Raw genomic sequence first — 26,187 nt, 5'->3', positions numbered from 1 at the left:
CCCGTGCCCACTGTGTGCGCCGGCGGCGGACCCGGGGGCGGGCCCGAGCCCTTCCCGTCCGGCTCCCGTAAGACGCTGTCCGACGCCCGCGACCGCGGCGCCTGGCAAAGTCCCCCGCCCCGCGCGGAACCCTCCCGGAGCTCCAAGTCAGGCTCGCCGTGCAGGTGCCGGGAAGGGGCCCGGCCGTCGCCGCGCTGCACGGCCGGACCGGACTGGGTTCTGCGCAGCAACAGCCAGGCGAACGCGGCCGTCCGCCCCGTGACCGAGCCGGCCGCCACCTTGTTCTTCGGCAACCGCGCCAACGAATGCATTTGGACCACCCGCTCCACCACGGTCCTGTGCTCCGCAGCTGCGCCGGCCATCCGGATCACCGCCGAGGAAGCAGGGATCCTGCAATCCTTCCCGGCGTCCTACCCCTGGCAGGGCACCAAGGGCCAGCGCTTCTCCCAGATCGGCAACGCCGTCCCCCCACTGCTTGCGGGGCACTTGATCGCCCCGCACGTGGAACGCACGCTCAACCGCGACGACTTCGTCCTGGCGGCGTGATGGCCGACCACGCCCGCGCCGCATCCGAGGAGGATCTCCTCGGCGATCCGCCGCCACTGCCTGTGGTCCACTACGCCGAGCAGGCCCTGCTCGGCGCCCTGCTCCTGGTACCCGACCGCCTGAAGACCATCGGCCCGCTCGAGCCCGAGCACTTCGCCAGCGCCGCCCACAGGAGCCTGTTCGCGGCGATGCGCACGGTGTCCCCGCCCACGCCCGAGGTCCACCGCACCAGCCCGGTGTGGCCGAACCAGCTCCTCGCCGCCGCCCAGAGCCGTGCCCTGACAGCCGCCTACCTGCACATCCTCATCAGCAACTGCCCCACAGACGCCCATGCCCCGGCCTATGCCCAGATGGTCCGCTCCGGACATGCCCGCCGCCTCCTGCGCCGGCACGCTGGGCTCCTCTCCCAGGCCGCCCGCGCCCCGGGGCCCGACCCGGCCGGAACGGTACTGGCCCGCGCCGACCAGCTCGCCGTCTACCTCGACGAGCTGGCCACTGCCTTCCCCTCTCACCCGGGGTCGATGCCCCGAACCTCGGCGGCACCCGGCCCGGCAGCCGAGGCGTCGGCGGAGGCGGAAGACGAGGAACGGATGCTGCTGGCCGCAGCGACCGCCCGCCCCGACGATCTGCCGCGGATGCGCTGGCTACACGAAAGCGACTTCACCGTCCCCGTGCACGCCGCTCTCTTCGCCTGCCTGACGGCCCTCGCCCGCAGAGGGGCGCCCGTGGACCCCATCACCCTGCTGTGGGAAGCCCAGCAACGCGGCCTGCTTCTCGCGGGGTTCGGCCCTGACGAGGTCCTAGACCTGGTCTCCCATCCCGCCGGTGCACCCGAGCACTGGGGTCAGAAGATCCTCCAGCGCGCCCTCCTCAGTCAGGCCGTCACGGTCGCCGCCCGGATCGCAACGCTGACGTCGGACGAGGCAACCTCCGTCCACCAACTGGCCACTGGCAGCCGCCGGGCACTCTCCGCGCTGTCCTCCGTCCGGACCCGCTGGCACCACGCCACCAACGACCCCCGCGCGAAGCCTCCATCCCGCCCGTCAGCCGCCCCTCGAACTCCGGCCGTCCGCGCCGGCCCCGCCGCACGAACCCCAGCCCGGCCAGGCCGATGACCATTCCCGCCCCGCCCGAAAGCCCCTCATGCCTCATGCCTCCGCCGACGCTCACATCCGCTTCGCCCTCCACCCAGACCACCACCCGGCCGTCGTCGCCACGACCTCCGGCTCCACGAGCGACGCCGCCCGCTCTCACCTGTACGACCTCGGCTTCCGCAGCATCGGACCGGACACCATGGTCCTCGCCCGCATCGACCACGAGGAGCCGCACTACGCGAACACCGCAACCAAGCAGCTGAGTCGATACGGATTCACCGTCGAGATCGAGACGGCCCTCCAGGAAGAAATCGACACGGAATGGACCTGGGGCAACTATCCCTTCCCCTGGTGCACACGCGACGAAGTACGTGAGGTCAGCGCTGAAGCCCAGCGCATTCACGACGACATCGCCGAAGGCCGCCTGATAATCCACCTGCACGCCAACGACGGCCAGACCACCGTCGCCGTGGGGACGTACGCCACCGGTGTCCGGCGCCATGTCCACCTGCACGGCGAAGACCACCTGCGGCAGGTGGCCATGACCTTCGAGACCGAAGCCGAGGCACTCGCGGAGTTCTACAGCCTCTACACCGTCGCCGTCCGTCCTGGCCCCGCCCCGCAAACCGACCTCGAACAGCGCGTCCGTCAAGCCCTCCACAGCACAACAGTCCCAGTATCCCCCGAAACCCCAGCCCCTGTCACGCCTGTGACTGCGCACGCAAGTTGGCACCGTTCGCCAAGTGCGACGCTCAGGCGGGCGTCCGAATGACTGCCGCGTCCTTCTTTGTGTCAGTCCCGCCACAGGACCCGGAGAAGGCCTCGTTTCGCCGCGCCCAGTAGAACTGGCAGAGGGCGTTGAAATACCGAATCAGCTACCTCGTCGGACCGCCGACAATCCGCTGCGGCCCCTGGTCGACCACGGCGGCAGCCCCCGCCTTCCTGGGAGGCAGGTCAACCGTCCAGGATGTCGCCGACGAGTTCGGCCACGCAAGCTCCGTCGGCCTCGCCGTCGGGCTCACCGTCGGGCTCGAGCCGCCCCACTGTGAATACGGGGTGCAGGGCAGTGGGGCGGGCACACGACGGACGGTCACCGAGACCGCCCCGGGTACGTCGGGTCTTCGTTACGGGCAGGTGGTGACGGTGTCGCCGGGGCCAGCGGAGCACGTGTCGGTGCCGGGACCGCCGTTGAGGGCGTCGGCGCCGTTTCCGCCGCTGATCATGTCGTTGCCGGATCCGGCGTAGACGCCGTGCCAGCAGACCACCGCGTTCGTCACCACCGCCAAGCACCACGCCTGCTCGTTCTGCCGCTCGGGCTGACGGCGGGTGACCTTGGTTTTGGGCATAGTGGAGCTGGCGGCGCAGGGCATGCAAGGAATCGCCGTTGTTCGGTTGCCGGTATTTCGCCGCGTAGATCGTTCTGCGGATGGCCCGCACTCCTTCAGCGCGGCGGCTAGCGCGTTCTGCTGGCAAGACGCCGAAAGCTTGCCGACGATCAGGGGGCTTGGCGTCCCGTACTTCAGCGCCCCCGCCAGCCGCAGCAGTCTTCCCAGTGGCGATCAGGTTGGCCTTCTTCGTCAGCAGGTCCTGCCCTCGAGAACCGCTCCTGGGCGCGGCGGCGGCTTGGGACCAGTTGCCGCTTGTGCTACTCGCGGGTCGGGTGGAGCATGGAATCAAGATCGCTGCAACGGGGTGCAGCCTGGCGTGCAGGAGACCGCCATGGCCGGTCCGTTCCAAACTCTCCCGATCAGCGGTGGTGCCTCGGTCGACCTCTACCTGCTTCGTTACGGAAAGGACGGCCTGCTCCGCAGTCCGGCCGCCGAAGCCGAAGTGGAGGAAAGGCTCGCCAAGGCGACGGACGTCTACTTCTTCGCCCACGGCTGGAACAACATCTTCGCTAAGGCCCTCGACCGCTACCGGAATTTCGCCGCCGGATACATCGCACAGCGGGCCGAGTTCAGGATTGCCGACCCCGGCCCCGGCCCCTACCGGCCACTGCTGGTCGGCGCTATCTGGCCGTCGACCAGCTTCGTCATGCCCTGGGAGACCGGCCCTGTGATCGCGGGCCCGCCCGATCCAGATGGTCCCGCCGCCGCGGAGCAGGAGGAACTTCTCGCGCTGGCCACCGCCGAGATGAACGCCGACGAAGACCGCGCGTTTGTCGACGCCGTGGACGGACGCACGGCCGTGGACAAGATGACCGCCGAGAAGGTGGCCGCCATCGTCCTGCGGAATCTGCGCGCGATGACTGACCCGGACGACGGGTCGGCGCCCCCGGACGTGGCAGGGCTGCTCGACATCTGGACCGAGCTCGGCGGCGAGCCGATGCCGGAACCCCCCGAAGACCTCAGCTCGTTCGGCCCGGTGGGCAGCGGAGGCAGGGGTGGCCCGCCCGACCCCGCGGGCGTGGGCTACGATCCGCGGGACATCCTGCGCGTCGCCTCGGTCTGGCAGATGAAAGCACGCGCCGGGGTGGTCGGCGCCAAAGGCGTCGCCCCCCTCGTGGAGCGCATCCTGCACCGCGATCCACCCGTGCGCCTGCACCTGATCGGCCACTCTTTCGGAGCCCGCGTCGTACTTTCCGCCCTCAACGCCGCAGCCGCCGGGCGGTCGGCGCACTCGATGCTGCTGCTCCAGCCGGCCGTCAATCGCTGGTGCCTCGCTCCGAAGGTCGTGGGGACAGGGCAGCCAGGCGGCTACCACTCCGTGCTGGCGAAGGTCGAACAGCCGATCCTGACCACGTTCTCCTCCAGTGACAAGCCGCTCACGAACGTCTTCCACCTCGCGATGCGCGGAAGGAACCTCGGCGAGCAGCCGGAGACCGCCGCGGTCGGGGACACGTACCGGTACGGCGCGCTCGGCGGCTTCGGTCCGCTGGGGCTAGACGGACAGTCGACCACATGTGACGCGGTGGCCCCCGGCAAGGGGCACTACCCGCTGGCCGAAGGAGCGCGGGTGATCGCCATGAAGGGAGGAGCCGAGGTCGACGGCGAGGTGCCCATTCGCGGGCACGGCGAGATCAGCAACCGCTTCACCTGGTGGGCGCTGCACGACCTCACCCGGGGCGACTGAAGACGGACTACACCGGAATCCGGAGCTTGCGATGGAACCCCACGGCGGAGGGCACAGGTCGATACTTCGCGTCCGGCTCGACCTCGCGCACACCGTGCCGGAAGTCGTCGCCGAGCTGGTCGGCTACCCCGACGGAGAGGAGCGCACCTACGGCGAGCCGGTCCGGCTGCCAGTCACCGAGTACGGGCTTAGCGCGGACAGCGAGCCGACGACCGGTGCCGGCGTGCCGGCCAAACTGCTGGACACCGTGGTTCCGTTCATGGCGCAGCGTGCCGGCAGCCCCTGGGGCATGTGGCTGCGCCTGGTTCCCCCGTACGGCCATCTGGGCGCCGTTCCCTGGGAGCGTGAGCTCATCCCGCAGATCGACCGGCCCGTGCTCAGGGTGCCGGATCTGCTGCCTGTGGCCGCCGACCTGGGGCGGGTGTGGAGCGTAGGCATCGTGGTAAACGCGATGCCGCACGACCAGGCGCCTGAGACCCACTGGGCGCCCCACTACGTGGCCGAGTTCATCGGAATGCTGCAGCGGATGATCGGGCCGGGGGTGGAAGCGCACGTCTTCGCGGACGGAGTCACGTACCAGGGTTTGAGCAGGCTGATTCCCAAGTACGAGGTCCAAGCACACCTGTACCCGGTCACGGATGCGGTACCGGCAGGGTGGGACCTCCCGGTGAGCGAGGCTCCTCAGGCAGACAGTCTCGCCGAAGCACCCACCGAGTTCCTGTGGCCGGACTGGATCACCTCCGCCCTCGGCAGCAGGGCCGTACGGGCGTTGTATGTGGTCGCCCCTGCCGCGTACGACGGCGGTCGGCCGGTGTTGACCATGAGTCCGGATCCGCGGAGGCCCGCCGACCCTGACGACTGCGCCTACGTGACCGTCAACGACCTGCAGCAACTGGCCGACAGGGTCGGCGCATCGACGCTGTGCGTGGGCTCTGCTGAGGACAACCCGTGTGATGCCGCCACGCGCTTGCTGGCCGATGCGCTGGGGCGGCACCGGGCCGGCCCGACGTTCTACACTGATCTGGGGAACGACCGGCGCGGCGAGGCGCTGGCCCAAGCGCACGCGTTCCTCAGCGACCCGTCCGGGTCGGAACCGATCCCCCAACATTCCTCCCTCTTCTGCCATCTCCAGCCCCGGCGGGTGGGCGCCCTGCTCGGGGAAGCGTGGCCAGACCCCGACCAGCCGGACCGGGGCTGGCTCACCGGACGCACCTCGATGGGTGACGCCGCTACCAGTCAGGAGCTGACTCCAGCCTTTCAGGCCGTGCCAGACGACGAGCAGATAGTGGCCCGCTATGCCTCGGCTGCATCCGTGCCGACCTGGGTGGCAGCTACCGAACGCTATCTAGAGGCGAAGGCCGCAAAGTTGCTTGAGGCGGCCGCCGTCCCCGGCGAGACCCCGCCGATGAAGCAGGCGTACGACCGGGGCATGGCGCAGGCCCTCGGTGAACTGCGCCGGCTCACCCAGGCCCAGGTCTACCGGGATCACCTCCACGTCGACAGCTTCGGAGTCGATGACGACTACCTCCAGGCCGAGGAGGAGTGATGCGCACAGTCGTGGCCTTCGAACAGCGAGGCAAGCGCACACTGATGAAGCTGGCCGTCTGCCCGGTGAAGATCCCGGACATCGGCAAGCTGGAGTACACAACTCTGCCCGCCGTCCCCGCAGACCGCCCGCCCTCGCTGGCGGAGTACGGAGCGGCCCTCCGTGCACTAATGTCACAGCACCCACCGGTGGCAAAAGGCCTGGATAACGCGTTTGCCCAGCAGATCGGCACCGCCAGCCCGCTCTACTTCCACATGGTCTCCACCCCTGCCGACGCGGTGCCGTGGGAGCACCTTTATAACGGGGAACGATTCTGTGCCCTCAGCAGGTGGCCCATCGGGCGGATCGCACGGATCCAGCAGGACGTGGACCCCTGCGGCTTCGTGCCACCGCTGCGCATCGTCGCGGTGCTCTCCGCCGCAGGGCGGGACGGCACGGCGCAACTGACCGGGCTGCTGAACGCGGCCAGGACCGGTGACGCGAGAGCGCTCGGGGTGCACCTCCACATCATCAGCGCGCAGGAGGAACTGCTGGCAGTCGCAAGGGCTGCCGAAGAGGAGGAGGCACAACGGGCCGAGGGCCAGGCTGACCGGCCGGTGATCACCGTCCAGGCGCTGCCGGGCACCGAACCGGGTCTCGCCAGCTGCATCACGGCGGCCAGACCGCACATCCTGCACCTGCTCGGCCACGGCGGGATCAGGGCCAACGAGCCTGTGTTCTCGTTCGCCACGGTGGCGGACTACGCTGCGCAGAAGGTCGGCAAGCCGGCTGGTATAGGCTCACTCCTGCTTTCGGCGGAGGACCTCGCGGGCGTCCTCAAGGCGTGTGCGCCGTGGCTGGTGGTCCTGGGCGGTTGCCAGACCGCGGCCGCCGTGCAAACGCGGCCCCTGGCCCATGAACTGGTCTCCCTCGGCATACCGGCAGCGGTCGGTATGCGCCGAACGGTGAGCCTCGGCGTCGCCGACCGGTTCTGCAAAACGTTCTACCCGGCGGTGGTGTCCATCATCCTGACCGCGGTCCAAGACGGTGAAGTTCCGGTGATCGAGTGGGCGGCGGCCCTGACCCCACCGCGCAAAGTGCTCGCCGGGTCCGATCCGGAGCGGACCGATGCGTGGACCTATCCCGTGCTCTACGTACAGCACAGCCCGTTCCGAGTGCATCCCGGCTCGTTCCGCAAGGTCGAATTCCTCGGCTACCTCAAGTTCTGGGAGGAGTACCGCGACAGCCTCCCGGACACCACCCCACCCCGGGTGAGGGACTACGTGGAGACGCGGATTGCGCAGACCCAGGCGCGCATCGCCGCGGAGCCATGAACACGCCCACCCCCATGCCGTCCGAAATCCGCCTCAACGCATGGACCGGCACAGAGGAGGCACACGGACAACTGGGCGCGCAGGCCCCCTGGTGGGGCGAGGGGCAGGACGGTATGCCGCAGGAACAGCAGGTCTTGGAGTTCGGTCCCGACCCGCCCATGACGGCCTGGCGGGACCCCAAGGTGGGGTACGGGGTCCTCCTCCGGGACGACGAGAGCGACCGGTTCACCGATGCGCAGAAGGCTGCAGGCGCGGATGCCCCGGGGCCCGTGCAGGACCTGCTCGCCGCCCGGGAAGGAAGCGTGGTCCTGCGCTGGAGCCCCGACGCCGGCCTGGGCGATGACCACCTCCGCCGCTACTACGCGGACGGCTCCCCCTTCAACGACCCGGCCATCGGGCTCTCCGACTTCGGCGTGGCCAATGACTGCCTTCCCAAGTACGTGGCCATCATCGGCGGCCCGGAAGCCATCCCGTGGTCCGTGCAGTACTCGCTCGGGACGCGGCACGCCGTCGGCCGCATCCCCCTCGAAGGCGATGCCCTGGACCGCTACGTCCACGCCCTGATCACAGACTGGGAGGGTGCTGAGGCCGTGCCCGACCAGGCCCTTGTGTGGACCGTCGACTGCGGCGATGTCATGACGCGCTTGATGCGGACCGTGATCAGCCATCCGCTAGCGAAGGCGCTGAGCCCGCCTCCGCTCGCCGGCTTCCAGGAGATCGTGGGTCCCCAGGCCACCGGCAGCGCCCTTTCCCAAGCGCTGGGGACGACCCGCCCAGGCCTCGTGGTCACTTCCAGCCACGGGCTCGTGGAGCCCTTCGACGACCCGGACGCGCTGCGGGCCACTTTGGGCCTGCCAGTCGACCAGAACCGTGTTCCGGTCACGGTGGAACAGCTCTCCGCGGACCTGCCCGGCGGGTGCATCTGGTTCGCCCAAGCCTGCTGCTCCGCGGGCGGCGCGGGCGCCAGTCTGTACACCGCGCTCCTGGAACCACAGTGGCCCGCCGCGGCCACGGTCGAAGCCGTGGCCCAATGCGGTCCGGTCGTGGCTCCGGCGGCACTGGAGGTACTGGGCCGGAAGAACCCGGTCCGGGCCGTGCTGGGTCATGTCGAGCCGACCTTCAGCTGGACGCTGCAGGTGAAATCGACCGGCCAGATCCTCGGCGGACGGATCGTCAACGCCCTGTCCAGCAAGCTGTACGACGGTGTACCGCTCGCCCATGCGTTCGCGGACTACCGGGCAGACGTCGGCCAGCTGTACTACAAGTGGTTCACACTGCAGGCACGGCTCAACGACGACGCCGACACCGGGGTCCTTGATGAGATGCGACGCATCCGCCTCGCCGCGCTCGACCGCCAAAGCCTGGTCCTGCTGGGCGACCCGACGGTTTCCCTGCCGCCCTGCCGGGCTACGGCCGTTCCGTAAAGCCGCGTCCTATGTCGTGAAGCGGACGAGGCGCTTTCAGGTCCTGCGTCGCTGTAAGGAGCGCGCCGCTTCCACCGTTCGCGATCGGGCGCTGACTTCGCCCCGGGACCCCGTGCCTTCGTCGGCAGCCAATGCGATTAGGCGATCTCCCGGTGCTGAGCGGGGCGTTGATGCGAGCGGTCACCGATAGTCGTGTGCCCGGGAGGTCCTTCAGCGGGCGGCCCTTCGCGACGGTGAGACCCATGTCTCCACCGGCACAGAATCTGCCCGCGATGCCAACCCGACAAGGGCCGCAGGCGCGCCAGCGGATCGACGGGATCGCCTCGACGAGCGGAATCAGGACTGGCCGTCTTGCTCATTGGCACCGGAGATCGCGAGCGAAACGGGCAGGACGGTGCATTCGGTGAGCCACTCGACGATTTCGCCGCAGGAGGCTGCGCGGCGATCTTCCCGCTCGATAGGGTGGCCGGTGTCGGCCCCCCAGGTCCCGGCGCAGAATAAAAGCGGGAGGTGGGACGGGTGTCGATACCTGCGCAGCAGGCGATGGAGCACGCCCTGGCCGTCGGCGGCCGCCTGGTCGATCTCACCCAGAGGGAAAGCCGCGGCCATGGGCAGTTGTGCCCATGGGACCTGGTGGTGACCATCGGCCAGGAGCCCGAGGGCCGCGCCGCGGCTGCCTGGATCATCGCGGACGAGATGATGCGGGCCCGCACCGACCTGGACGATCATGCCTACCGGCTCTGGCGCGACAACGTCCTGGCCGGCACCACTTTGACCGGCCCCGACCGTGCGCACGTCCTTCTATACGCGGGTCCCGTGTTCGAGGCCAACGACGATACTGGTGTTACCGGCTACGTGGGCGAGTGGCTCTGGTACCTCACCACCCGCGACCTTCCCCCTGAACCCGGGCGCAGCGTGGAAATCCTGGACCCGCCGTCGTCGACGGTAACCGACAGCGGGCCCGACGGGCTGGTGATCCACCGCATGCCCGGCAGCGAGCTGGGGTTCGTCTTTCGCTTGTGGGAGATGAAGAAGTTCACCGCGGAGAAGACGAAGCCGAGCGACACCATCCGCAAGGCATGGCAGCAGCTGAATACCTGGGGCGCGCGGTACTTGGGTCAGATCTCGTGGGGAGGGCGGGAGCTCGCCCCCGACACCCGGGTATTCGTCGCTTCGATGGCGCGGCAGTGGGTGGACGCGAAGGGGTCGGGAAGCGGCGGGGTCAGCGTAGCCATCAATGCCGCGGACACTCCGGATACGGCCTTCGAACGCTCCCACCTGCACTTCACCACCCATACCCACGTGGGAGCGCTGCAGGGCCTGGTGGTGGCGATCGATGATCTTGAGGACTTCGCCAAGACCGTAAGGAGGTACGTGTGGAGCGCACTCTAGACCCGGAGGTGCTCGCGTCCGCGCTCGGCGAGTACCGGGTGGGCGGGGTGCTGCCCCGCGCGGACGACCTGCTAGCGGCGATGACCGAGTTGGAGGTCGCGGCGTTCCGCGGTGAGCGGGAGATCGAGGACGAGACGCTCGCCACCGCGTGGTTTCTGCACGGCCTCGCCGCACTCGACCCGGATACTCCCGGCTACGACGCGGTACGCGTGCGGCAGGCCTTCGCCACCAGCGCGCACCTAATGGACCTCGCCCTGGGCGACGAACGGCGACCGGCGGTCGAACGGCTCCAGATCGCCTTCGCCGCGCAGGCCGGATACCGGCGCAGCGAGCAGGACCCGAACGCCACCGCCGTCTACCGACAGGCCCGTCCTCTCATCGACCACATCGGTGAACTCCGCCTGCACATCGGCACCCTGGCTGTGGAGGCCGGCGTGGTCTTTCTCGGCTTCGACCGGCCGGAGCTGGGCCGGGCGCTGCGGGCGTGGCGGCGGCAGCTGCGCGGGGTGCGGGCAGTGATGCGCCGCGAGTCCCTGACCGGGACCATGTACGGGCCGGCAGAGGCCGTCGTGGAGGCGGTCTTCCATCTGTACCAGTTCCTGGGGTTCGGCGAGGAGCAGGATCTGCTGGCCGCACAGCGGCTGCTACTGGACGTGATGACGGAGACGGCCGGCCGGGGTGACCGGCTGGCGCGGTGGGTCGCCGCGCACCTGTTCCAGCTGAGCGGGGAGATGTCGGCCAGCAGCCTCTACCGGCTACTCCCCCCGGGGACTCCCCCGGCAGTGGCGCGGAGCTTCGCGCTGTCGAGGCCGCCGGTGATGACGCTCTGGCCGCCGCAGCGCCAGCTCCTGAAGTTGGAGCGCGGAAACCCACTCGATCCGGCGACGTCACGCAGCCTGATCAGCGTGCCGACCAGTGCAGGCAAGACGCTTATGGCCCAGCTGGTGATCTGCTCACACCTGGCGCAGCGCCCCGGGCGCGTGGTGTACGTGTCGCCGATGCGTAGTCTCGGGCGGGAGATGCGCTCGGCGCTGCGAGGCCGACTGCGGGTGCTCGGGCGGCGCCTGGCTGCGGAGCAGCCGGAGTTCCCACTAGGCACCTGGGCCTCGTCAGCCGAGTCGGGCGGTGGGGACGTGGAGATCGTCACCCCCGAGCGGCTCATGCACATGATCCGCAACAACCCCGGCGAGGCGCTGGCCGACGTCGGGCTGGTCGTCGTCGACGAGGCTCACCACCTGGGCCAGGGCAGGCGCGGCTTCGTGTTGGAGAGCCTGCTCGCGCTGCTCCAGGCCCGCAGCGACATCCGGCTGGTGCTGCTGTCCGCGGCCGTCGGCAACAAGGGCGACATCGCCTCGTGGCTCGACCCGCAGCGCCCCGAGCGGGAGGTCTACTTCACCGACACTTGGCGAGGCCCGCGCCGGATGCACGGCCTCATGTACCCGAACCTGATGGCTGAGCAAGCCGAGCTGGCAGAGCGGCTGCCGACAACGAAGCATCCCTCTCCAGTGCTCGCCACCGTGCCGGTCGAGACCCTCCTCGCCGTCCGGCCGACCGCCTCCTCCGCCATCGCCCGGCTGACCACCGGCGAGGTGGGCACGCGGCGCTTCGCCGGCTCCGCAGGTCGGTGGAACGCCCGGACCCGTCTTCAGGGCGGGATCGCCGACTACAAGGTCTTCGCCGCTGGCGCTGCGGAGCTCACCGACTCCGGCAGCGTCCTGATGGTCGTCGGCACCAGGCGCGAGGCTCGTGACGCGGCGCTCGCCATCGCCGACCGCCTACCCGAGCGGCCCGAGACCGCGGCCCTGACCAGCTACCTCGCCGACACCCTCGGCGAGGAGCACCCGCTGGTGCGCTGCACCCGGCACGGCGTCGCCTACCACCACGGCGCCCTGCCCGAGGACGTCCTGCACGCCGTCGAGGGTGCGCTGCGCCGCGACGATCTCCTGGCGATCGCCAGCACCAGCACCCTCACCGACGGCGTCAACCTGCCCGTGCGCACCGTCATCATCCACCACAAGGTCGAGGGCGACCCGCTCACCTACGACGGCCAGCGCGCCCTGTCCCCTGCCGAACTCCTCAACGCCATCGGCCGCGCCGGGCGTGCCGGCCGGGAAAGCGAGGGCTGGATCTTCCTGACCCGCCCCTACCCACCCCGCCCCACCGAGTTCGACACCTTCAACCCCGACTCGGAGCAGTTGAGCGTCGTCTCCACGCTGCTGACCAGCGAGGCCCTGGCCGATCTCGCCGCAGCCGAGGACACCCTGCGGCAGGACGCAGACGGAGTCTTCGCGCTGGCGGACGGCGTCGCCGCGGACTTCGCCTCGTTCGTCTGGCTCGTCCTGCATCTCCACGCTGCCTCGCCGGCGCCGCAGGGCGGACCCCGCGACGCCCTGGACTCGCTGTTCGCCCTGTCCCAGACCGGCAACGGGCGGACCACCAGCCGGTGGCTCACCCTCTCGGACCAGGTCGCCACTGTGTTCGAGAACACCGACCCCGCCCTGGCCGGCCGGTGGGCTGGGACCGGCACCAGCCTGGGGTCGGCCCGCTACCTCGACTGGCTCGCGAAGCACCTGGCCGTGCTGCTCAACCGGCACACGGTGGACGACGCCACCGGAACCACCGGGGGCGACTGGCGCACTGAACCGAGGGAGTGGCCGCTGCAGCGCACCCTCGACTTCCTCACCGAGCACCAGGTCTTCGACCGCCTGCTCCGCCACCTCCCGGAGGTCACCAAGACCTGGAGCTTCAAGGACAAGGAGACCCGGGGCACACAGATGAGCGTCCCGATCGCCCCCGCGCTCCGCGAGTGGATCTCCGGCACCGCGATCCCCGACCTCGCCCGCTTCTGGCAGCCCGATATCCCCGCCGCGTGGGCGCTCGAACAGGCGGTACGCAACATCAGCACCGCCTTCGGGCACGCCCTGAGCTGGACCGTCGGCGCCCTGATCAACCTGGTCAACACCAGCCCCGGGCTCTCCCCCGACGCGCCCAGGCTGAACCAGCACACCGCCTGGCACATCCGGCACGGCGTCGACACCGAACAGGCCCTGACCCTGCTCACCTCCGGCGTCACCTCCCGGCGCATCGCTCACCTCCTCGGCCGCGACGCCGCCGGTCTCGGGCACCGCTCGGCCGACCTCCGGCGGTGGACCGCCCAACACCACATCGACGGCTGGGCGCAGCAGTACGGGGCGAGCGACTACGAAATCCAGGACCTCCTCGACTACGTCCGCACTCCCTCCGACCCGATCAACCGGCTCCTCGACGAACGCGCCACCACCACTCCGCTAACCCAGCTGGTACCGGGGGCCCCCGACGGCCCTGTCGACGTCACACGGCCCAGTGAGCGCCACCCGACCATCCGTGTCGGCCGCGACCGGAGCTGGGTGGCGACCGTGCCGGCCGACCGCCATCTCGACGTCCTCGCGATGCTCGATAGCGGTCTCGAACTCGACCACCGCCTCCACAACGGGCAACTCATCACCACCCGCCGCAGCCGGTAGCCCACCGGCCCGCCAGGCCAGCGGGCTCGGGCGACCCCGCCCGATGGGGTGTTGTCATCCGGGATGTTCCAGGAGTGGCTGGCGCACATCAAGGGGTTCACCTGATGTCCTTGCCTAACCGGTCAGTTCAGCACATCGAGCAAATCCGAGACCGCTGACCGGGCCCGCTCCGTCATGGGGTCGTCGTGCCTGTTCGGCGGTGCGCGCGCTCGATGTTGGCGCAGAGCACCCAGGCCATCTCGGAGGGCCCGGCACCCCGCGGAAGGAGGCCCGCGCGGCACCGCTGGGCGATATATAGCGCACGATCCCCGGTTTCCGAAACCGGGGATCGTGCGGAAGATGGACTACTCCACCGCCACGTCCTCGCCCGCCCTACCGAAAGGCCTAATACCGAAACCTCGAACCAAACGCCGACTCCGCCGGCCTAGGCCGCCGCGTAGGACAGCCGGAACAGCTCCATCGCTCGTTCGAGGTCTTTGTCCGAGCGCAGCTGGACCTCCAGGTCGCCGGTGCCGTGATGCCCAAGCCCCGTCACGTCCCTGGTAAATCCCGGCACAAGATCGACAGCGGTCGGCGCCGCCTTCAGGTACGCGAGGACCTTGTCTTGGCGGCGCGTGACGCAGGCGAAGTTGTGCAGCCGCCGGTACGCGTCGTACGTCTGGCGCTCGATCTTCGCCACGTCCCCGCCGAGCCCCAACAGCACCTGGTCTACGGCCATCGCCAGGTCCGCCATCGCCTCGCTCGCGCGACGAACGAGTACAGACCCATCGTCGCTTCGGCGTCGGCGGCGCTGCGACACCTTGCCCTGCGCCGAGGCGACGGTCTCCAAGCCAATGTGGTGCTCCCCGTACAGCCGGTAGCGGACCAGGTCGATCGAGCGGCGGTGCTCCCGCACAGCATGCAGGTCGTAGCGGGTGAAGTCGCCAGCGATCAGGATCAGCCGGGGCGCGCTCCACAGAATCTGCGACGCCGCCGTCATCCCGAGACGCTCGCGGACCAGCGTCTGGAACTCGGTGCTGTGGTCCATCAACCAGGCCATGTAGAAGAGCCCTTGCGACAGCACGCCGGGGTCGGTGGCGCGCTTGTACTCGATGATCACCGGAGCACCGTTCTCGTCGAGCCCCAGCGAGTCGATGCGTCCACCGTGCGCGGGTCCGGTGCTGTATTCGGAGGCAAGGAATCGCGCTCCGAGCATCGCCTCCATCGCTCCCTCGACCAGGCTCTGCACATCGGCCTCAGCTTCGGCCAACCTCTGCGTGACCTGGGTCACGCCGTCCTTCGTGTAGAACAGCTTCAGACTCAACGCCCCCTTGTCGCACGTGCCGACGGATAACACCCGCAGGTCGAAAGTTATTTCCGCCAGGTCCAGGCACACCAAGGTCCCAACCAATCCCGGACCCGCCCCTGCCTCGCCCTTGTCGGCTGCGACGCGCAGGAGGAGGCCGGCCTCTCTGGCTACACGAAGGGCCGGTTGCTCATACGCTCCGCGGCACTAGTCACAGCTTCCTGGGCTCAGAGAACCGCACACCGAACCTCCGGCTAGACCACACCCTCGACCGCCAGAGAGAATGCTCCATGGCCCTCTCCAAGCGCCTCCGATACGAAGTCCTCCGCCGGGACAACCACACCTGCCGATACTGCGGCGCCTCCGCGCCCGACGTCCCACTGCGCGTCGACCATGTCACCCCCGTTGCGCTTGGCGGCACGGACACCCCCGACAACCTCGTCACGAGCTGCGAGCCCTGCAACAGCGGGAAGAGCTCCGCCACCGTCGACAGCGCCCTGGTCCAAGACGTCGCTGATGACGCCCTCCGTTGGGCCGCCGCCATGCAGCAAGCCGCCCACAACCTTCTCGAACAGGAGAAGCCCAAGCTCGAATACCGCGCGGCATTCCTGAAGGAGTGGAACCGCTGGGGCTACGGCGAAGGCGACGACCGCAAAGCCATCGAGCTGCCTGGCGACTGGAAGCCCAGCGTCGAACGCTTTCGAGTCGCGGGACTGCCCGCCTGGGTCTGGGGCGAGATCATCGACACCGCCATGGGCTACGACAAGGTCCTCGACCCCAACAAGTTCAAGTACTGCTGCGGCATTGCGTGGAACAAAGTCAGCGTCCTACAGGAAGGAGCCCGGCGGATCGTCGGTGCCACCCGGCCGCCCGCCCATCTCGACATGCGTCAAGCGGTGCTCGAGGCAGCGTTTGCGGTGTGGCACTGCGGTTTGAGCGACGGCGAGGACGTCCCGACCCCCAAACAGGTCGACGAGTTCCGCGAAAGCCTCGCAGGCCTTACCGAGGTCGATCTGACGGATCCCGAGCTGATCGTCCAGGCCGCTCAGTACGCCACCTACTTCGGGATGAGCAATTTTGCCGAAGCACGGCGGGACATGGACCACGACGCGGTCGCCCGCGCATGGAACTCAGCATGGCCAACTACGTGGGTCCCGGGTGATGAAGAATGGGGCGGCAAGATCGTCGGTGGCCCCACGGACATACAGCGCAAGTGGGTCAGGGAGCAGATCGACAAGCTCCTCGACGCCGAGATCAACGTGCACCGCCTCGTGCGGGCGGCCAGTCACGCGGGGACGCACAAGTCGGCTCGGATATATCATGGACTGTCCGACTCCGAGCTTGAGGTGACAGGGGTCAGTGGTTGGCAGTCGAAGGCTGCCGAACTCTGGCGCGTCGCCTACACAGCGTCAACCATGGTCGAGCCGACGGTGGAGGAAACCGCCAGGTTCTTCAAAGGCCTCCGGGGCGTCGTATCGCTCGGCGAGTTCTACCTGGCCGACATCTACCAGGCGGCATCCGCTGCCGGCTGCTACCAAGATCCGGACCTGGTCCCCTGCCTCACGCAGCACCTGTCCGTATTCGAGGCAGCGGCACTGCCCGTCCGGGATGAGGGCTGATGCTCCCTACGTCAGCACAGACATGGCCCGAGGCGGCGTAGACACACCAAGATCCGGACCATTCCCGGACCAACCCTCGCCAGAATGCCGCGCCAACTACCGTTTGACCTGGTCAGCATGGGTGCAGCTGCTGTACGAAGAACCTTTATTGCAGCTATTCCCCGAAGGCAGTTGGGTTCTTCTAGAGCACCAAGTCGAGCTCCCGGAAGGGAAATTCCCCTCCCGAAGTCGGCCCCGGGGCGTCACCCACCGACATCGAGTCATCACGCTCAGCGAGGAACGGAGCCGCTCAGTCGTGCCTCCCGGACCAGTCACGGACCAGACTCCCGCCCGGAGTGCGGCAGGCGACCACCCTTTGACATGTGTGGTGGCATGACGTAGCGGGACGGCTCGACTCTGCAGCGCGCGCCGTGGGCGTGGGCACGCCCTTCGTGCCCCACCGCTTTCACAACATGGCCGCACGACCATCGTGACGGCGGCCGCGCGCCTGGCCTGTTACGTCAACTCACCCCAGAGTGGAGGGGACGGATTACCCAGCGCCCTGTCAGTGGCTGCGCATAACCTGCCGACATGCCCTCGACTCCCGGTGAGCTCCGCCACGTCATGCTCGGTTCGATCTTCAAGCCCGAGGTGCCCCTGGGAGCAACCCGGGACATCCTCATCACCTGCCACGCCTCGGCAACGGGCAAGGGCAAGCTCCACGGAAGCCCCGAGTGCCGCACGCTGCGGTCTGCCGCCTCCGTGAACCAGATCGACGTTCCGTTCGGCGAAGCCGTCGAACGGCTCTGTGCGAACTGCCGGTGGTCTCTGTCCACGGACAGCCCCATCCTGCCGCTCGGCGCAGCGGTGAGCGAGGTGGACTCTCTCACCATCTGGCTCGACAGGGATCCTGAAGACGAGGAGGACATCGAGGCCGAGCGTGACTCCGCCATCGCCCTCTCCACTGGCGACTACCCGCCCACCAATGACGTCAGCGACGCGGAAGAGGAAGACGACGAGACTGGGCACGACGAGGAACGGGAGCGCTACGACCGCGCCCGCAACTTCCGCTCCGGACGCCACTCACATTGGCGCCGACTGCACTCCTACCTGGCACGGAGCAACGAAGCAGTAGCCGAGTACCCGTTCCTCGCCCCGTGGGCCGACGGGCTACAGAGTCGCCTCACCGCCGTCCTCGACGCCGAGCGTCGGGCCTTCGCGGCCCTCGTACAGCCTGCCCGCCTACTGGAGGCTGCGGCCGTACGCGTCCTGCCCACGCCGCAGTTCTCCGGCGATCCCGGCTTCGCCGGGTTGGGAGTGGAGGCGGAGAAGACCTTCCGGCGAGCGTGGTACGAGTGGAGTCGCCGAGCCATCTGGTCCTGGCAGGGCCTGGAAGATCAGGATTCCTCGGTGTACACCGTCGTCAGTGACGCCTTCGGGCGTCGTCGCAAGGGGAAGCCCGAGGCCCATGCCGCGTTCCGCCAGCTCACCGCCGACTGGATCCGCCAGGCGCGCGAAGAAGCCGGCCGCCCCGCCAGCGCACCGTGGCAGCTGGTGGCCGTCAAGGCACCTGCCCTCCCTCAAACCCGCCACAGCGAGCCGGAACGCGATCCCCTCACCCTGTGGGAGGCATCGGTCATCGCCACCTACCAGGTGGCCTTCAACCGAAAGGCAGGCACCACGGCCCTACTCGTTCCCCACCTCGTCGCCGAGCAACTGTTCGCATGCGCCTCGCACGACATGCCGGTCCAGCTCCTGGCTCCCGCGGGCAGCGCGCTGCCCGCGGAGACACTGCTGGAGCAGTGGGACCACGAAAGCCTCACCCACTCGTGACCTCGCGCTGTCACGTCATCGCCAACGCGGCCGTGATCAGGTCCCGGGCAGCTGCCGGGGCGATCTGCGCGTCGGCCAGGGCTCGCAGCAACCCGGCCTGAGACGTGTGCGCCTCGGCCAGGTAGGTGCGCAGGACCTGGACGAAGAGGAGCCGGGCCAGGTTGTCGGCCACGAAGGGGGCCCCTGACCCGGTCCTCCCGCGTCTCGTGGAACGCCTTGTTGAGGAGCCAGCAGGCGGCAGGGGCCTCGGTGGTCGACTCCCGCATGTGCATCACGGGTGGCTGAGCGGCGAGGAGCAGGTTCTTGCCGACCGCTTCGAGTTCGGTGTGGCCACCGAGCGCCACGGCCTCCCGAACTCCCGGCGCGCCCGTGTGGTGGTAGGGCTCGGTCGTCGCTTTCAGCAGCGGCAGCGCCTCTACCGGCGTCAGATCCGGATCGCTCGCGAGCACGTACCGCCGGTCGCCCGCGAACACCACGACGTCACCCGCCTCCAGCAGGAGCGGCTTGCCGATCTCCTCCATCACCAGCCAGGTGACCCCCTCGATCACCGCGTGGATCTTCAGCCTGCCCGGTGCCGGAAAGGCCAGCGCCCACGCGCCGCCGGCGAAGATGAACCCCCGGGTCAGCACGCAGCGCGCGCCCGCTAGTTCGAGCGTCTCGGCGATCGGATCACCCCAGCCCGGCGGGCGCGGCGGTGGAGGCAGAACGTCCATGACGGGACTGCGTCCCGCATGTCCCGGGAACCGCCAAATGTCTCTGATGGCCGAAAACGCAGTCCAAACAGCCTGATCAGGACTCGTCCTCGGCGCGGTGCGTGTGCTCGGGTCCGGGGTGGGCTACGCCTGGGACGAGAGGATTGTCGTAGTCAAGTTCGATCTTGCCGAAAGCTGCGCCTGGGGTGGGCGCCGAGTCGTTGTCGGCGATGATCAGCTGGATCTGAGGGCCGTGGACCTCGGCGAGTTTTTGAAAGCGCTGGTAGGTCCGATGCCCGCGCGCCTGGTCGTCCAGGTTGCTCCCGGACGCCTTTCGAGGCGAGTCGATGATCAGCAGCGACGGCACTCGGACGTCTGGGTGTGTGATGCCGAACTCCAGCAGGGAGAGGCTGTAGGCGACGTTGATGCAGGTCACGATGCCCCCGCCGTCGGCCTGAAGGCTCTCGAACGAGACGTTGTCCACGACAGGCAGATAGGACGACGGGTCGATGGTCGCGGAGTGGATCCACGGTGCAGGGCGCAGCTGAGAGATCATCGTGTTGAAGTCTCGGCCAAGGTCGCTCACGAGGGTTTGCCATGCGGCGAGTTCGGTTGTGCGGGCCTTCTTCTCAGCGGTTGTGCGGGTTCGCTGCTCTTTGATGGCTCGGACATCTCGTGCGATCGCGTGTGCCCGTGTCCACGAGTCTCGTAGCTGGGTCACGGAGTCGATGGCTGCCCTAAGGGAGGCCGCGCGGGCACTGGCGTCTGCGATGGCGTCGAAGCGGGGTGCCACGAGGTCGCGGGTCTGTGCGTCGAGTTGACGGCGCAGACTGTGGGTGAGGAAGTCGGTTTGCTGGGCTCGTTGTTGTGCGGCTTCCAGGACAGCGCTATCGGCTTCGAACACGGCTCGGGCGTCCTGAAGCTGAAGGTCAAGGTTCCTTCGGGTCTGTGCGATAGCGGCAGGATCGACGTCTTGGTCGTGTGGGTCGTCCTGAAGGCAGACCACGCAGTGGTCCTCGGGTACGGGGCGGGTGCTGAGGCGCTGCATGCAACGTGGGCAGACAACGAAGTCGAAGGGTGACAGCTTCTCAATGGCGGTAGTGGAGCGGTCGAGTCGGGCCAGGTCGAGCTCGACCTGGGCGACGACCGCGGCGCGGGCCTCCACGAGCTCTTGTGCCGCAAGGACGTCCTGCGCGGCGTCGCGGGCACTGTCCACTGCCGCACGCAGGTCTTGGCGGAGGACGGCGTCGGCTGCGGTGCTCTCCTCCAGTCCATGGCGCAGGGATGCCAGCGCTGCATCGGCTCGCTGCAGCATGTCCCGCAGGCTGGTGAGCTCGGCCCGCAGTTGGTCCTCTGTGCGGGGGTCAGTCGCACCGAGGAAGTTCTTGACGTTCTCGTATTCGTCCGTCTTCTTGCGGAGCTCCTCCTTGAGCTCGCCCAGCTTCCGGCTGAGTTCCAGCACGGTGCTGTCGGTGAGCGCGAACATCAGCTTGAAGAGGGCGGTGCGTTTGGTCTTGAACCATGTGTCGAGGTGTCCCACGACTTCGCGGTCAATGTTGCGGGCTTCCCGGTACACGTAGGCGAAGAGGTCGGTGAACGTGAGATCCCGCGTTGTTGCTTTGCCGTCCCGACTGGAGGGGATCGTCTCGCGGGGGAAGTCGAGGGCCGCCAGAAGGTAGTCCGACAAGGGTGGCAGGTCACCGTCCGCTTGTACGGCGTAGGTGTTGCGAGTGGTCAGGGTCCCTGGGTCCAGGACATCGACCTTGCCGGAGCGGGCGTCGTTCACGGTCCTCTTGAGGATCACGTGCTGCTCGCCGATGAAGACCTCGGCACGGGCAGAGATGACGTGATCGCGGACGGCCGGGGTCAGTACGGCTTTGCCAACCACCACGTGCTTGAGCAGCATCAGGAGGCTGGACTTACCGGTGCCACTGGGACCGCTTACGACGGTGGCCGGCCCGTCGAAGCGGTAGGTCTTCTCGGCGTCGGCGGTGGTGACGGTGAGGGAGCGGAAGCGAAGGTGGATTGCCATTTCAGATCTCCGTCCGCCAGGGCCTGTCGACCGCGTCCGGCAGACGGTCGTAGATAAGGGTCTTCAGCGTCGTACCTGACTTGTTGAAGTGCTTCTTGAGGAGAGTGATGCGTTTCGCCACCACGGACCACTCGTCCGTTTCTGCCAGCATTGCCGCGGCGACCGCGCCGGACGCTGTGATGCGGAACTCGGCCCGGTCAGTCCCGCTGTAGGAGATCAGGTCGCGGGCAGCTAGGGACCCCAGGACGGTGTAGTAGCGGTGGTCCCAGGGCCCGTACTTGTAGCGGGTCATGCGGCTCTCGACGGATAGGCGTTCAGCGGAGGTGGGTTGGGCTCCATCGGGCCACGGAATTCCGTCCTCGGCCAGGAGGCGCTCCAGCATGGCCGGGTAGCGCAGCAGGAAGTCGAGCTTGGCAAGTTTGGTCAGCCCTTCCAGACCCTTCTTCACTCCGGTGAAACGGTCGATCAGCAGCAGCACGCGGGCCTCGTGATAATGAGCCTCATACTGCTCCTGTCGACGGGCCCGGTCCCTGAGGCGCGTGGTCGCCACCAGACGGTCGCCAGCGCTTGTCACGACGCCTCCTCCTCAGAGGGGTCGAACACGTCGGAGAAGTAGAAGTCGCAGTCGTCACAGAGCTGGTAGGCCAAGCCCCGCAGATGACGCCCGTTGACGGGAAACGGAAGCCTGGCACCAAGTAGGTCTGGTGTCAGGAGCCGCGTCATCAGCTGGTTCATGCGGCGCCCGTAGGGTGCGCCGTCGGACGCTTCCTCTTCGGCTTGCTCGCGGCAGGCGAAGACGGTGTCCAAGACCTCGTAGCTCGCGTTGGCCAGCTCCGTGGTGTCTCCCGCCAATCCCGACCGGTGCTGGGACCAAGCGACATACCAGGCTGATCGAAGGCGCTCGGCGTGGGCAGCCTCATCCGCCGGAACACGCCCGCGGGCCATCTTCTTGCGCAGGTTGCCCCCACCCGGAGCGACGATCGGCAGCTGGCCGCGGGCGAAGGTGGGCACTATGGAACGGCTGGAGACGAACGTGTCGAGGACCGTGGCCTTGGTCAGCCGGCGCCTCGCGATGCGCTGCTGGATCTGCACGCTGTGCAGGACCCTCGTCGGGTCGGCGATGTAGACAGCGAGCTGTCCGCGATCGCTCTCGTCGCGGTTCGACTGCTCGATTCGCTCGATCAGTGCCCGATAGGTGGCCTCGGCATCCACGTGTTCCCGCTGCAGGGTCGCGATCGCAGGAATGAGGAGACTCTGGAGATTGACGTCAGTGATGTGCCGGCGGGACGGCAGTTCATCGTCGATATGCAGCGCGGCGAAGAAGAGCTTCACCAAGTCGGTGAAACCGTCCGGGATCGCGATGTCGGCGAGCCGCGAAACCTGGGGGACTTTGGGGATGGTGGCGTAGGGCTGCTTCCATCGAACTTTCAAGAGGTACTGGGCGACGGCGCTGGCCATGTCGTCCACCCCAAAAGTGATACGCGGGTCAGGCCCGCACATCGCTTTCAGGGTGGTAGCGCCCCCCTTGCCTGTTGTGAGGCCGCCACCGACTCGACAGAATCCTGTGTCAACAGCGCAACGCAGATCCGGGCGGCGACCTCTGCCTGATACCGGTAGTTGCCCAGGGTGTCCGACCCGCTGTCCTCCGCAGGTGCCACGCGGAAGATCGGGTGCACGAACCCTTCATCAGACTCTGCGTCCTCTGCCGCCTCAGCCTCAACTGCCACTGTGCACCCCCCACCCCGCCGTTGGAGCTACGCGCCCAGGGCCGACGGCGGAAGATCACCACATTTACCACAGCATTCATGCACTCCGTAACCGGTCGATCACATTCGAGGCCGCGGAAGACGTGGGGCCCGCTTCGCCTCGGTCGACGCCGACGCACGGGACTTCCGACTCCCCTCCCACAGGCTCGCGAACGCACGTCGATCCTGCGTGGCCGACATCCGGGCGGCCCGCCCACCTGGCCCGTCCGGTCCCGATAGCCCCCAATCACACCCACTGCATCCGAGACCTGGCCTGGGTGGGCGCCGCCGCACCAAGATCCGGACCAGGCCCCGCCAAAGAGCCACGTCGACAGTCGTTTTCCCTGGTCAGCTGGGGTGCAGCTGCTGTACCAGCAAGAGACGAAAAGCGCGGCCCGCGCCAGCGTCGCCGTCACCTCGTGGAGCAATCTGCGCCTCAACTCGCGGGTCACCCAGCCGAGCATGGAACCGGGTGCCACCATCCGGTTCGACGCCGTCCTGGCCGAGTTCGGGCGACCGGTCGAGGGCCGTGCCGACGTGGAGGCGGAGGTACGGCGCCCCGACGGTGTCGTGGTGACGGTGCCCCTCGACGAGGAGGTGCCGGGCGCCTTCAGGGGTGATCTCACGGCGACCATGGCGGGCGTCTGGCAGGCCCGGATCACGGCCTACGGACATACCTTCGGCCGGACGCGGTTCGCGAGGCAGCAACGGCTCGGCGTCGCCGTACTGGTGGGTGGGGACCATCCGCCCGCCCCTGTGGTGGGGACCGACGTCGACGGCAACGACTGAAGACCCGGAGACGGTCGCAGACGGGCTGAACCGCGGCACCCGTGCCGCGGTTCAGCCATGCCAGATCGGTGAGCTCTCGATCCAGGTTCCGCCGCGCCGCCGCCTCCGAGCGCTCCGTCCCGTACGACGTGCGGAACAGCCTCGGTAGGCCAAGCAGTTGCCGCGCCACCGCTGCCCGCCCCTCACGGAAGGCGTCGTCGGGGAGGAAGCTGTACTCCTCTCGGACCGCCGCGCGCGTACCACCTGCAGGTACCGTCCTCCGTCGTCGCCAGGTCCGCGTCGCACAGCAGCTCGCCATTGGCGTCCACGGTGGCCGCGGGCTCCTTCACCGGGTCTTGAGCATGGCGCGCATCTGGGCGATTTCGACGCTCTGGGTCCTGATGATGTCGGCAGCGAGGTCCTTGGCGGGGCCGTACGAGCCTTGCCGAAGTTCCCTCTTGGCCATGTCGATGGCGCCTTCGTGGTGGTCGATCATCATCGTCAGGAACATGGTGTCGAAGGCCCGGCCCGAAGCGTGGTCCAGCATCACCATCTGCTGGTCGTCCATCATGCCGGGCATGGACGTGGCGTCATCGTTCGGAGTCCTGCCCCATCCCAGGCATGTCCTGCATGCCGCCCATGCCCTGGGGCACCTTCTCGCCCCACGCCTTCAGCCAGCCCGTCATCGTATCGATCTCCGTTTCCTGGGCCTTCTCGATCCTCGTTGCGAGGGCCTTTATCTCGCTGGAGGAGGAGTGGCTGCGGACCATCTGCGCCATGACGACGGCCTGTCGGTGGTGGGGGATCATCTGCTGGGCGAAGGTGACGTCAGCCTGGTTGTGCTCGTTCGCGACGGCCCGCACCGTTGCGGCGGTCGTGGCAGGCGTCGCGGCGGTAGCGGCGGTGATGCTGCCGGTGGCGGCCAGGACGAATGAGGCGGCTGCGGCCGCGCCGGTCAGGGCGGCGCGGCGGGCGGTGGGTCGGATGGTGTTCATGGTGTGTCTCCTGTGGGGGCGGGTTCGTCGAAGCCCGGCGTGAAGGCGGTTCGGTCAGGACTCGGCTGGCGACCGTGGCCGGGCAGGGCCTGGGCCCGGCCGGGCGGGAGCGGGCGGAGCATGAGGCTCCCGGCTGGAAGGCGGCGGGGAGAGCGTTCATGGCGTTCACGGATGCCTCTGGGCTGGGTGCGCTCGCCTGCGGGCGCTGGCGTCCTGCTAGGACCATGGACCGCCGGAGGTGGCGCGGGAGGCGGGGCCGGGGTGCGGCCAGGCGTAGACGGTCAACGGCCACAAGCCGTATGCGGCGTCTGCCATCACGTGCTCCTGACTGGTGACCGGCGGGGTGCGGTGCGGTACCCGCGGGCCAGCAGGCTCATCCGCTGCCGGTACGTGTCGGCGTCGATGCCGTCGTGCAGGCGAAGGCCCACACACCAGCGCTCGGCAGCCTCCAGGGCTGCCCGCCGTCCGCGCAGCCGGGCGAGCGGGGGAATCCGGCACTCGCCGGGGGTGATCAGGCGGGCGGTGTCGTAGACGACGCCCGCCAGGATCAGCGCGGCGGCGAGGACGGCTATCAGTGCGGTCATCGCGCTCACCTGCTTGGCTCGGCCAGCCTCGCCTCAGGTGCGGCCGGGCCCGGTCGGGTGGTCGTGCCCGCCCAGCTGATCCTTGTCCGCGGAGTCAGGGCCGGCGTGGCCGCCGGAGTCGCTCATGCCGCGCATCATGAAGAGCATCATCAGCGGGCAGGCGGCGACGAGCGCGAGCCAGGCCAGCGTCCCGAGCGGGACGCCGAATGCCAGGGCGCCCACGAACGCGATCGCGGCGGCTAGGGCGTACAGCCAGCAATTGCGGTGGGTGTTCACGGTGACCTCCCCCAAGCGCGACGGCTCCACCCGGGTGTGGGCGGGCCGGTCACGGGGCGTTCGGCGGGCTGGTGCGGAGGGCGGCCAGGCTGCGTCGGTACTCGTCTTCGTCCACCTCGCCGCGGGCCGGGCGCTGGCCAAAGGATCTACTCGGGTGTGGGCGCGGTGGGGCGTGGGTGTGCTCGTGGGGGCGGTTCAAGGCCTTGAAGAGAAGTACCGCCGCCGTGATGATCAGCGCCCAGAACAGGATCATGCTGGCCGTCATCGCAAACCAGCCCCACCCGCTGACATCGTGGTCGTACCAGAACATCATCACCACTCACCTGCCTGACCGGCCCGGGCACGGGGCCCGGACCACGGGGCTTGTCTGCCTACTGGCATCATGCGGCCGCCCGGGGAGTGAGGGCTGGGGCCGAATGTCCCTTGCTGGTGCCGGGTGGTCCCTGCGCACCGCCGCATGGGGTGGGCGCATGCTGGAAGGGACGATGC

Annotated in this window: 23 protein-coding genes and 1 pseudogene; 12 read left to right on the top strand and 12 right to left on the bottom strand. The window is 68.6% G+C overall.

Annotated features, from left to right (window positions below; genetic code table 11):
• From ACWGDE_RS03115 to ACWGDE_RS03105, 3 genes are all read left to right on the top strand, one after another.
• Positions 1-546 (top strand): DNA cytosine methyltransferase (locus ACWGDE_RS03115; RefSeq protein WP_453387221.1); only part of this gene is annotated, 546 nt, incomplete at its 5' end.
• The gene (locus tag ACWGDE_RS03110; protein WP_453387220.1) at positions 546-1,661 is read left to right on the top strand and encodes a DnaB-like helicase N-terminal domain-containing protein; all 1,116 of its coding nucleotides are present in this window, start codon (positions 546-548) and stop codon (positions 1,659-1,661) included. The genes ACWGDE_RS03115 and ACWGDE_RS03110, both read left to right, overlap by 1 nt.
• Positions 1,662-1,689: 28 nt before the next feature.
• The gene (locus ACWGDE_RS03105; protein WP_453387219.1) at positions 1,690-2,412 is read left to right on the top strand and encodes a hypothetical protein; all 723 of its coding nucleotides are present in this window, start codon (positions 1,690-1,692) and stop codon (positions 2,410-2,412) included.
• 352 nt (positions 2,413-2,764) lie between these two features.
• Here the strand turns inward: ACWGDE_RS03105 and ACWGDE_RS03100 are convergent, their stop codons facing one another.
• Positions 2,765-2,986, bottom strand: a complete 222-nt coding sequence (locus ACWGDE_RS03100; RefSeq protein WP_453387218.1) for a hypothetical protein — start codon at positions 2,984-2,986, stop codon at positions 2,765-2,767.
• Positions 2,987-3,359: 373 nt separating this feature from the next.
• On the opposite strand from ACWGDE_RS03100, the gene ACWGDE_RS03095 reads away from it, so the two are divergent.
• The 6 genes from ACWGDE_RS03095 to ACWGDE_RS03070 all read left to right on the top strand — a co-directional run bounded on the left by ACWGDE_RS03095 (position 3,360) and on the right by ACWGDE_RS03070 (position 13,890).
• Positions 3,360-4,712: a hypothetical protein gene (locus ACWGDE_RS03095; protein WP_453387217.1), complete on the top strand. Its 1,353-nt coding sequence runs from the start codon at positions 3,360-3,362 to the stop codon at positions 4,710-4,712.
• A gap of 31 nt (positions 4,713-4,743) precedes the next feature.
• A complete protein-coding gene (locus tag ACWGDE_RS03090) occupies positions 4,744-6,258 on the top strand; it encodes a hypothetical protein (RefSeq protein WP_453387216.1) in 1,515 nt (504 codons plus the stop codon).
• Entirely contained in the window at positions 6,258-7,571 is a 1,314-nt protein-coding gene (locus ACWGDE_RS03085; RefSeq protein ID WP_453387215.1) for a CHAT domain-containing protein, read from the top strand. The genes ACWGDE_RS03090 and ACWGDE_RS03085 overlap by 1 nt, the downstream gene beginning before the upstream one ends.
• Entirely contained in the window at positions 7,568-8,995 is a 1,428-nt protein-coding gene (locus tag ACWGDE_RS03080; RefSeq protein WP_453387214.1) for a hypothetical protein, read from the top strand. The genes ACWGDE_RS03085 and ACWGDE_RS03080 overlap by 4 nt, the downstream gene beginning before the upstream one ends.
• 519 nt (positions 8,996-9,514) lie before the next feature.
• Positions 9,515-10,387: a hypothetical protein gene (locus tag ACWGDE_RS03075; protein ID WP_453387213.1), complete on the top strand. Its 873-nt coding sequence runs from the start codon at positions 9,515-9,517 to the stop codon at positions 10,385-10,387.
• Positions 10,372-13,890, top strand: coding sequence for a DEAD/DEAH box helicase (locus tag ACWGDE_RS03070; RefSeq protein WP_453387212.1), 3,519 nt, complete (start codon positions 10,372-10,374; stop codon positions 13,888-13,890). The genes ACWGDE_RS03075 and ACWGDE_RS03070 overlap by 16 nt, the downstream gene beginning before the upstream one ends.
• A gap of 424 nt (positions 13,891-14,314) precedes the next feature.
• Here the strand turns inward: ACWGDE_RS03070 and ACWGDE_RS03065 are convergent, their stop codons facing one another.
• Positions 14,315-15,193, bottom strand: a complete 879-nt coding sequence (locus ACWGDE_RS03065) for a transporter (RefSeq protein ID WP_453387211.1) — start codon at positions 15,191-15,193, stop codon at positions 14,315-14,317.
• A gap of 272 nt (positions 15,194-15,465) precedes the next feature.
• Between ACWGDE_RS03065 and ACWGDE_RS03060 the strand changes: the two genes are divergently transcribed.
• Both ACWGDE_RS03060 and ACWGDE_RS03055 read left to right on the top strand, forming a co-directional pair.
• Positions 15,466-16,794: an HNH endonuclease gene (locus ACWGDE_RS03060; protein WP_453387210.1), complete on the top strand. Its 1,329-nt coding sequence runs from the start codon at positions 15,466-15,468 to the stop codon at positions 16,792-16,794.
• 570 nt (positions 16,795-17,364) lie between these two features.
• On the top strand, positions 17,365-18,606 hold the full coding sequence (locus ACWGDE_RS03055) for a hypothetical protein (RefSeq protein WP_453387209.1): 1,242 nt from the start codon (positions 17,365-17,367) through the stop codon (positions 18,604-18,606).
• Between the two features lie 10 nt (positions 18,607-18,616).
• Here ACWGDE_RS03055 and ACWGDE_RS03050 read toward each other — a convergent pair whose 3' ends face one another.
• The 5 genes and pseudogenes from ACWGDE_RS03050 to ACWGDE_RS03030 all read right to left on the bottom strand — a co-directional run bounded on the left by ACWGDE_RS03050 (position 18,617) and on the right by ACWGDE_RS03030 (position 22,797).
• Entirely contained in the window at positions 18,617-18,778 is a 162-nt protein-coding gene (locus ACWGDE_RS03050) for a hypothetical protein (RefSeq protein ID WP_453387223.1), read from the bottom strand.
• A 76-nt stretch (positions 18,779-18,854) separates the two neighbouring features.
• Positions 18,855-19,319: pseudogene (locus tag ACWGDE_RS03045) on the bottom strand (cupin domain-containing protein); the annotation flags it as partial.
• A gap of 76 nt (positions 19,320-19,395) precedes the next feature.
• Complete coding sequence (locus tag ACWGDE_RS03040) at positions 19,396-21,330, bottom strand: hypothetical protein (protein ID WP_453387208.1); 1,935 nt, start codon at positions 21,328-21,330, stop codon at positions 19,396-19,398.
• 1 nt (position 21,331) lies between these two features.
• The gene (locus ACWGDE_RS03035; protein WP_453387207.1) at positions 21,332-21,904 is read right to left on the bottom strand and encodes a hypothetical protein; all 573 of its coding nucleotides are present in this window, start codon (positions 21,902-21,904) and stop codon (positions 21,332-21,334) included.
• Positions 21,901-22,797 carry a hypothetical protein gene (locus ACWGDE_RS03030; protein WP_453387206.1) on the bottom strand — a complete coding sequence of 299 codons (897 nt, stop codon included), beginning with the start codon at positions 22,795-22,797 and terminating at the stop codon, positions 21,901-21,903. Before ACWGDE_RS03030 ends, ACWGDE_RS03035 begins: the two co-directional genes overlap by 4 nt.
• A gap of 635 nt (positions 22,798-23,432) precedes the next feature.
• Between ACWGDE_RS03030 and ACWGDE_RS03025 the strand changes: the two genes are divergently transcribed.
• Complete coding sequence (locus ACWGDE_RS03025) at positions 23,433-23,864, top strand: hypothetical protein (protein WP_453387205.1); 432 nt, start codon at positions 23,433-23,435, stop codon at positions 23,862-23,864.
• 325 nt (positions 23,865-24,189) lie between these two features.
• Here ACWGDE_RS03025 and ACWGDE_RS03020 read toward each other — a convergent pair whose 3' ends face one another.
• From ACWGDE_RS03020 to ACWGDE_RS03000, 5 genes are all read right to left on the bottom strand, one after another.
• Positions 24,190-24,423 carry a DUF305 domain-containing protein gene (locus ACWGDE_RS03020; RefSeq protein WP_453387204.1) on the bottom strand — a complete coding sequence of 78 codons (234 nt, stop codon included), beginning with the start codon at positions 24,421-24,423 and terminating at the stop codon, positions 24,190-24,192.
• Positions 24,424-24,433: 10 nt separating this feature from the next.
• Positions 24,434-24,838 carry a DUF305 domain-containing protein gene (locus tag ACWGDE_RS03015; RefSeq protein ID WP_453387203.1) on the bottom strand — a complete coding sequence of 135 codons (405 nt, stop codon included), beginning with the start codon at positions 24,836-24,838 and terminating at the stop codon, positions 24,434-24,436.
• Between the two features lie 314 nt (positions 24,839-25,152).
• On the bottom strand, positions 25,153-25,422 hold the full coding sequence (locus tag ACWGDE_RS03010) for a hypothetical protein (protein WP_453387202.1): 270 nt from the start codon (positions 25,420-25,422) through the stop codon (positions 25,153-25,155).
• A gap of 33 nt (positions 25,423-25,455) precedes the next feature.
• Positions 25,456-25,698 carry a DUF2933 domain-containing protein gene (locus tag ACWGDE_RS03005; RefSeq protein ID WP_453387201.1) on the bottom strand — a complete coding sequence of 81 codons (243 nt, stop codon included), beginning with the start codon at positions 25,696-25,698 and terminating at the stop codon, positions 25,456-25,458.
• A 49-nt stretch (positions 25,699-25,747) separates the two neighbouring features.
• On the bottom strand, positions 25,748-26,011 hold the full coding sequence (locus ACWGDE_RS03000; protein ID WP_453387200.1) for an SHOCT domain-containing protein: 264 nt from the start codon (positions 26,009-26,011) through the stop codon (positions 25,748-25,750).
• Positions 26,012-26,187 lie beyond the last annotated feature (176 nt).

This window comes from Streptomyces sp. NPDC054956, assembly GCF_053609185.1.
Note: the sequence above shows the minus strand (reverse complement) of the source record. Positions and strands in the feature narration are given on the sequence as shown.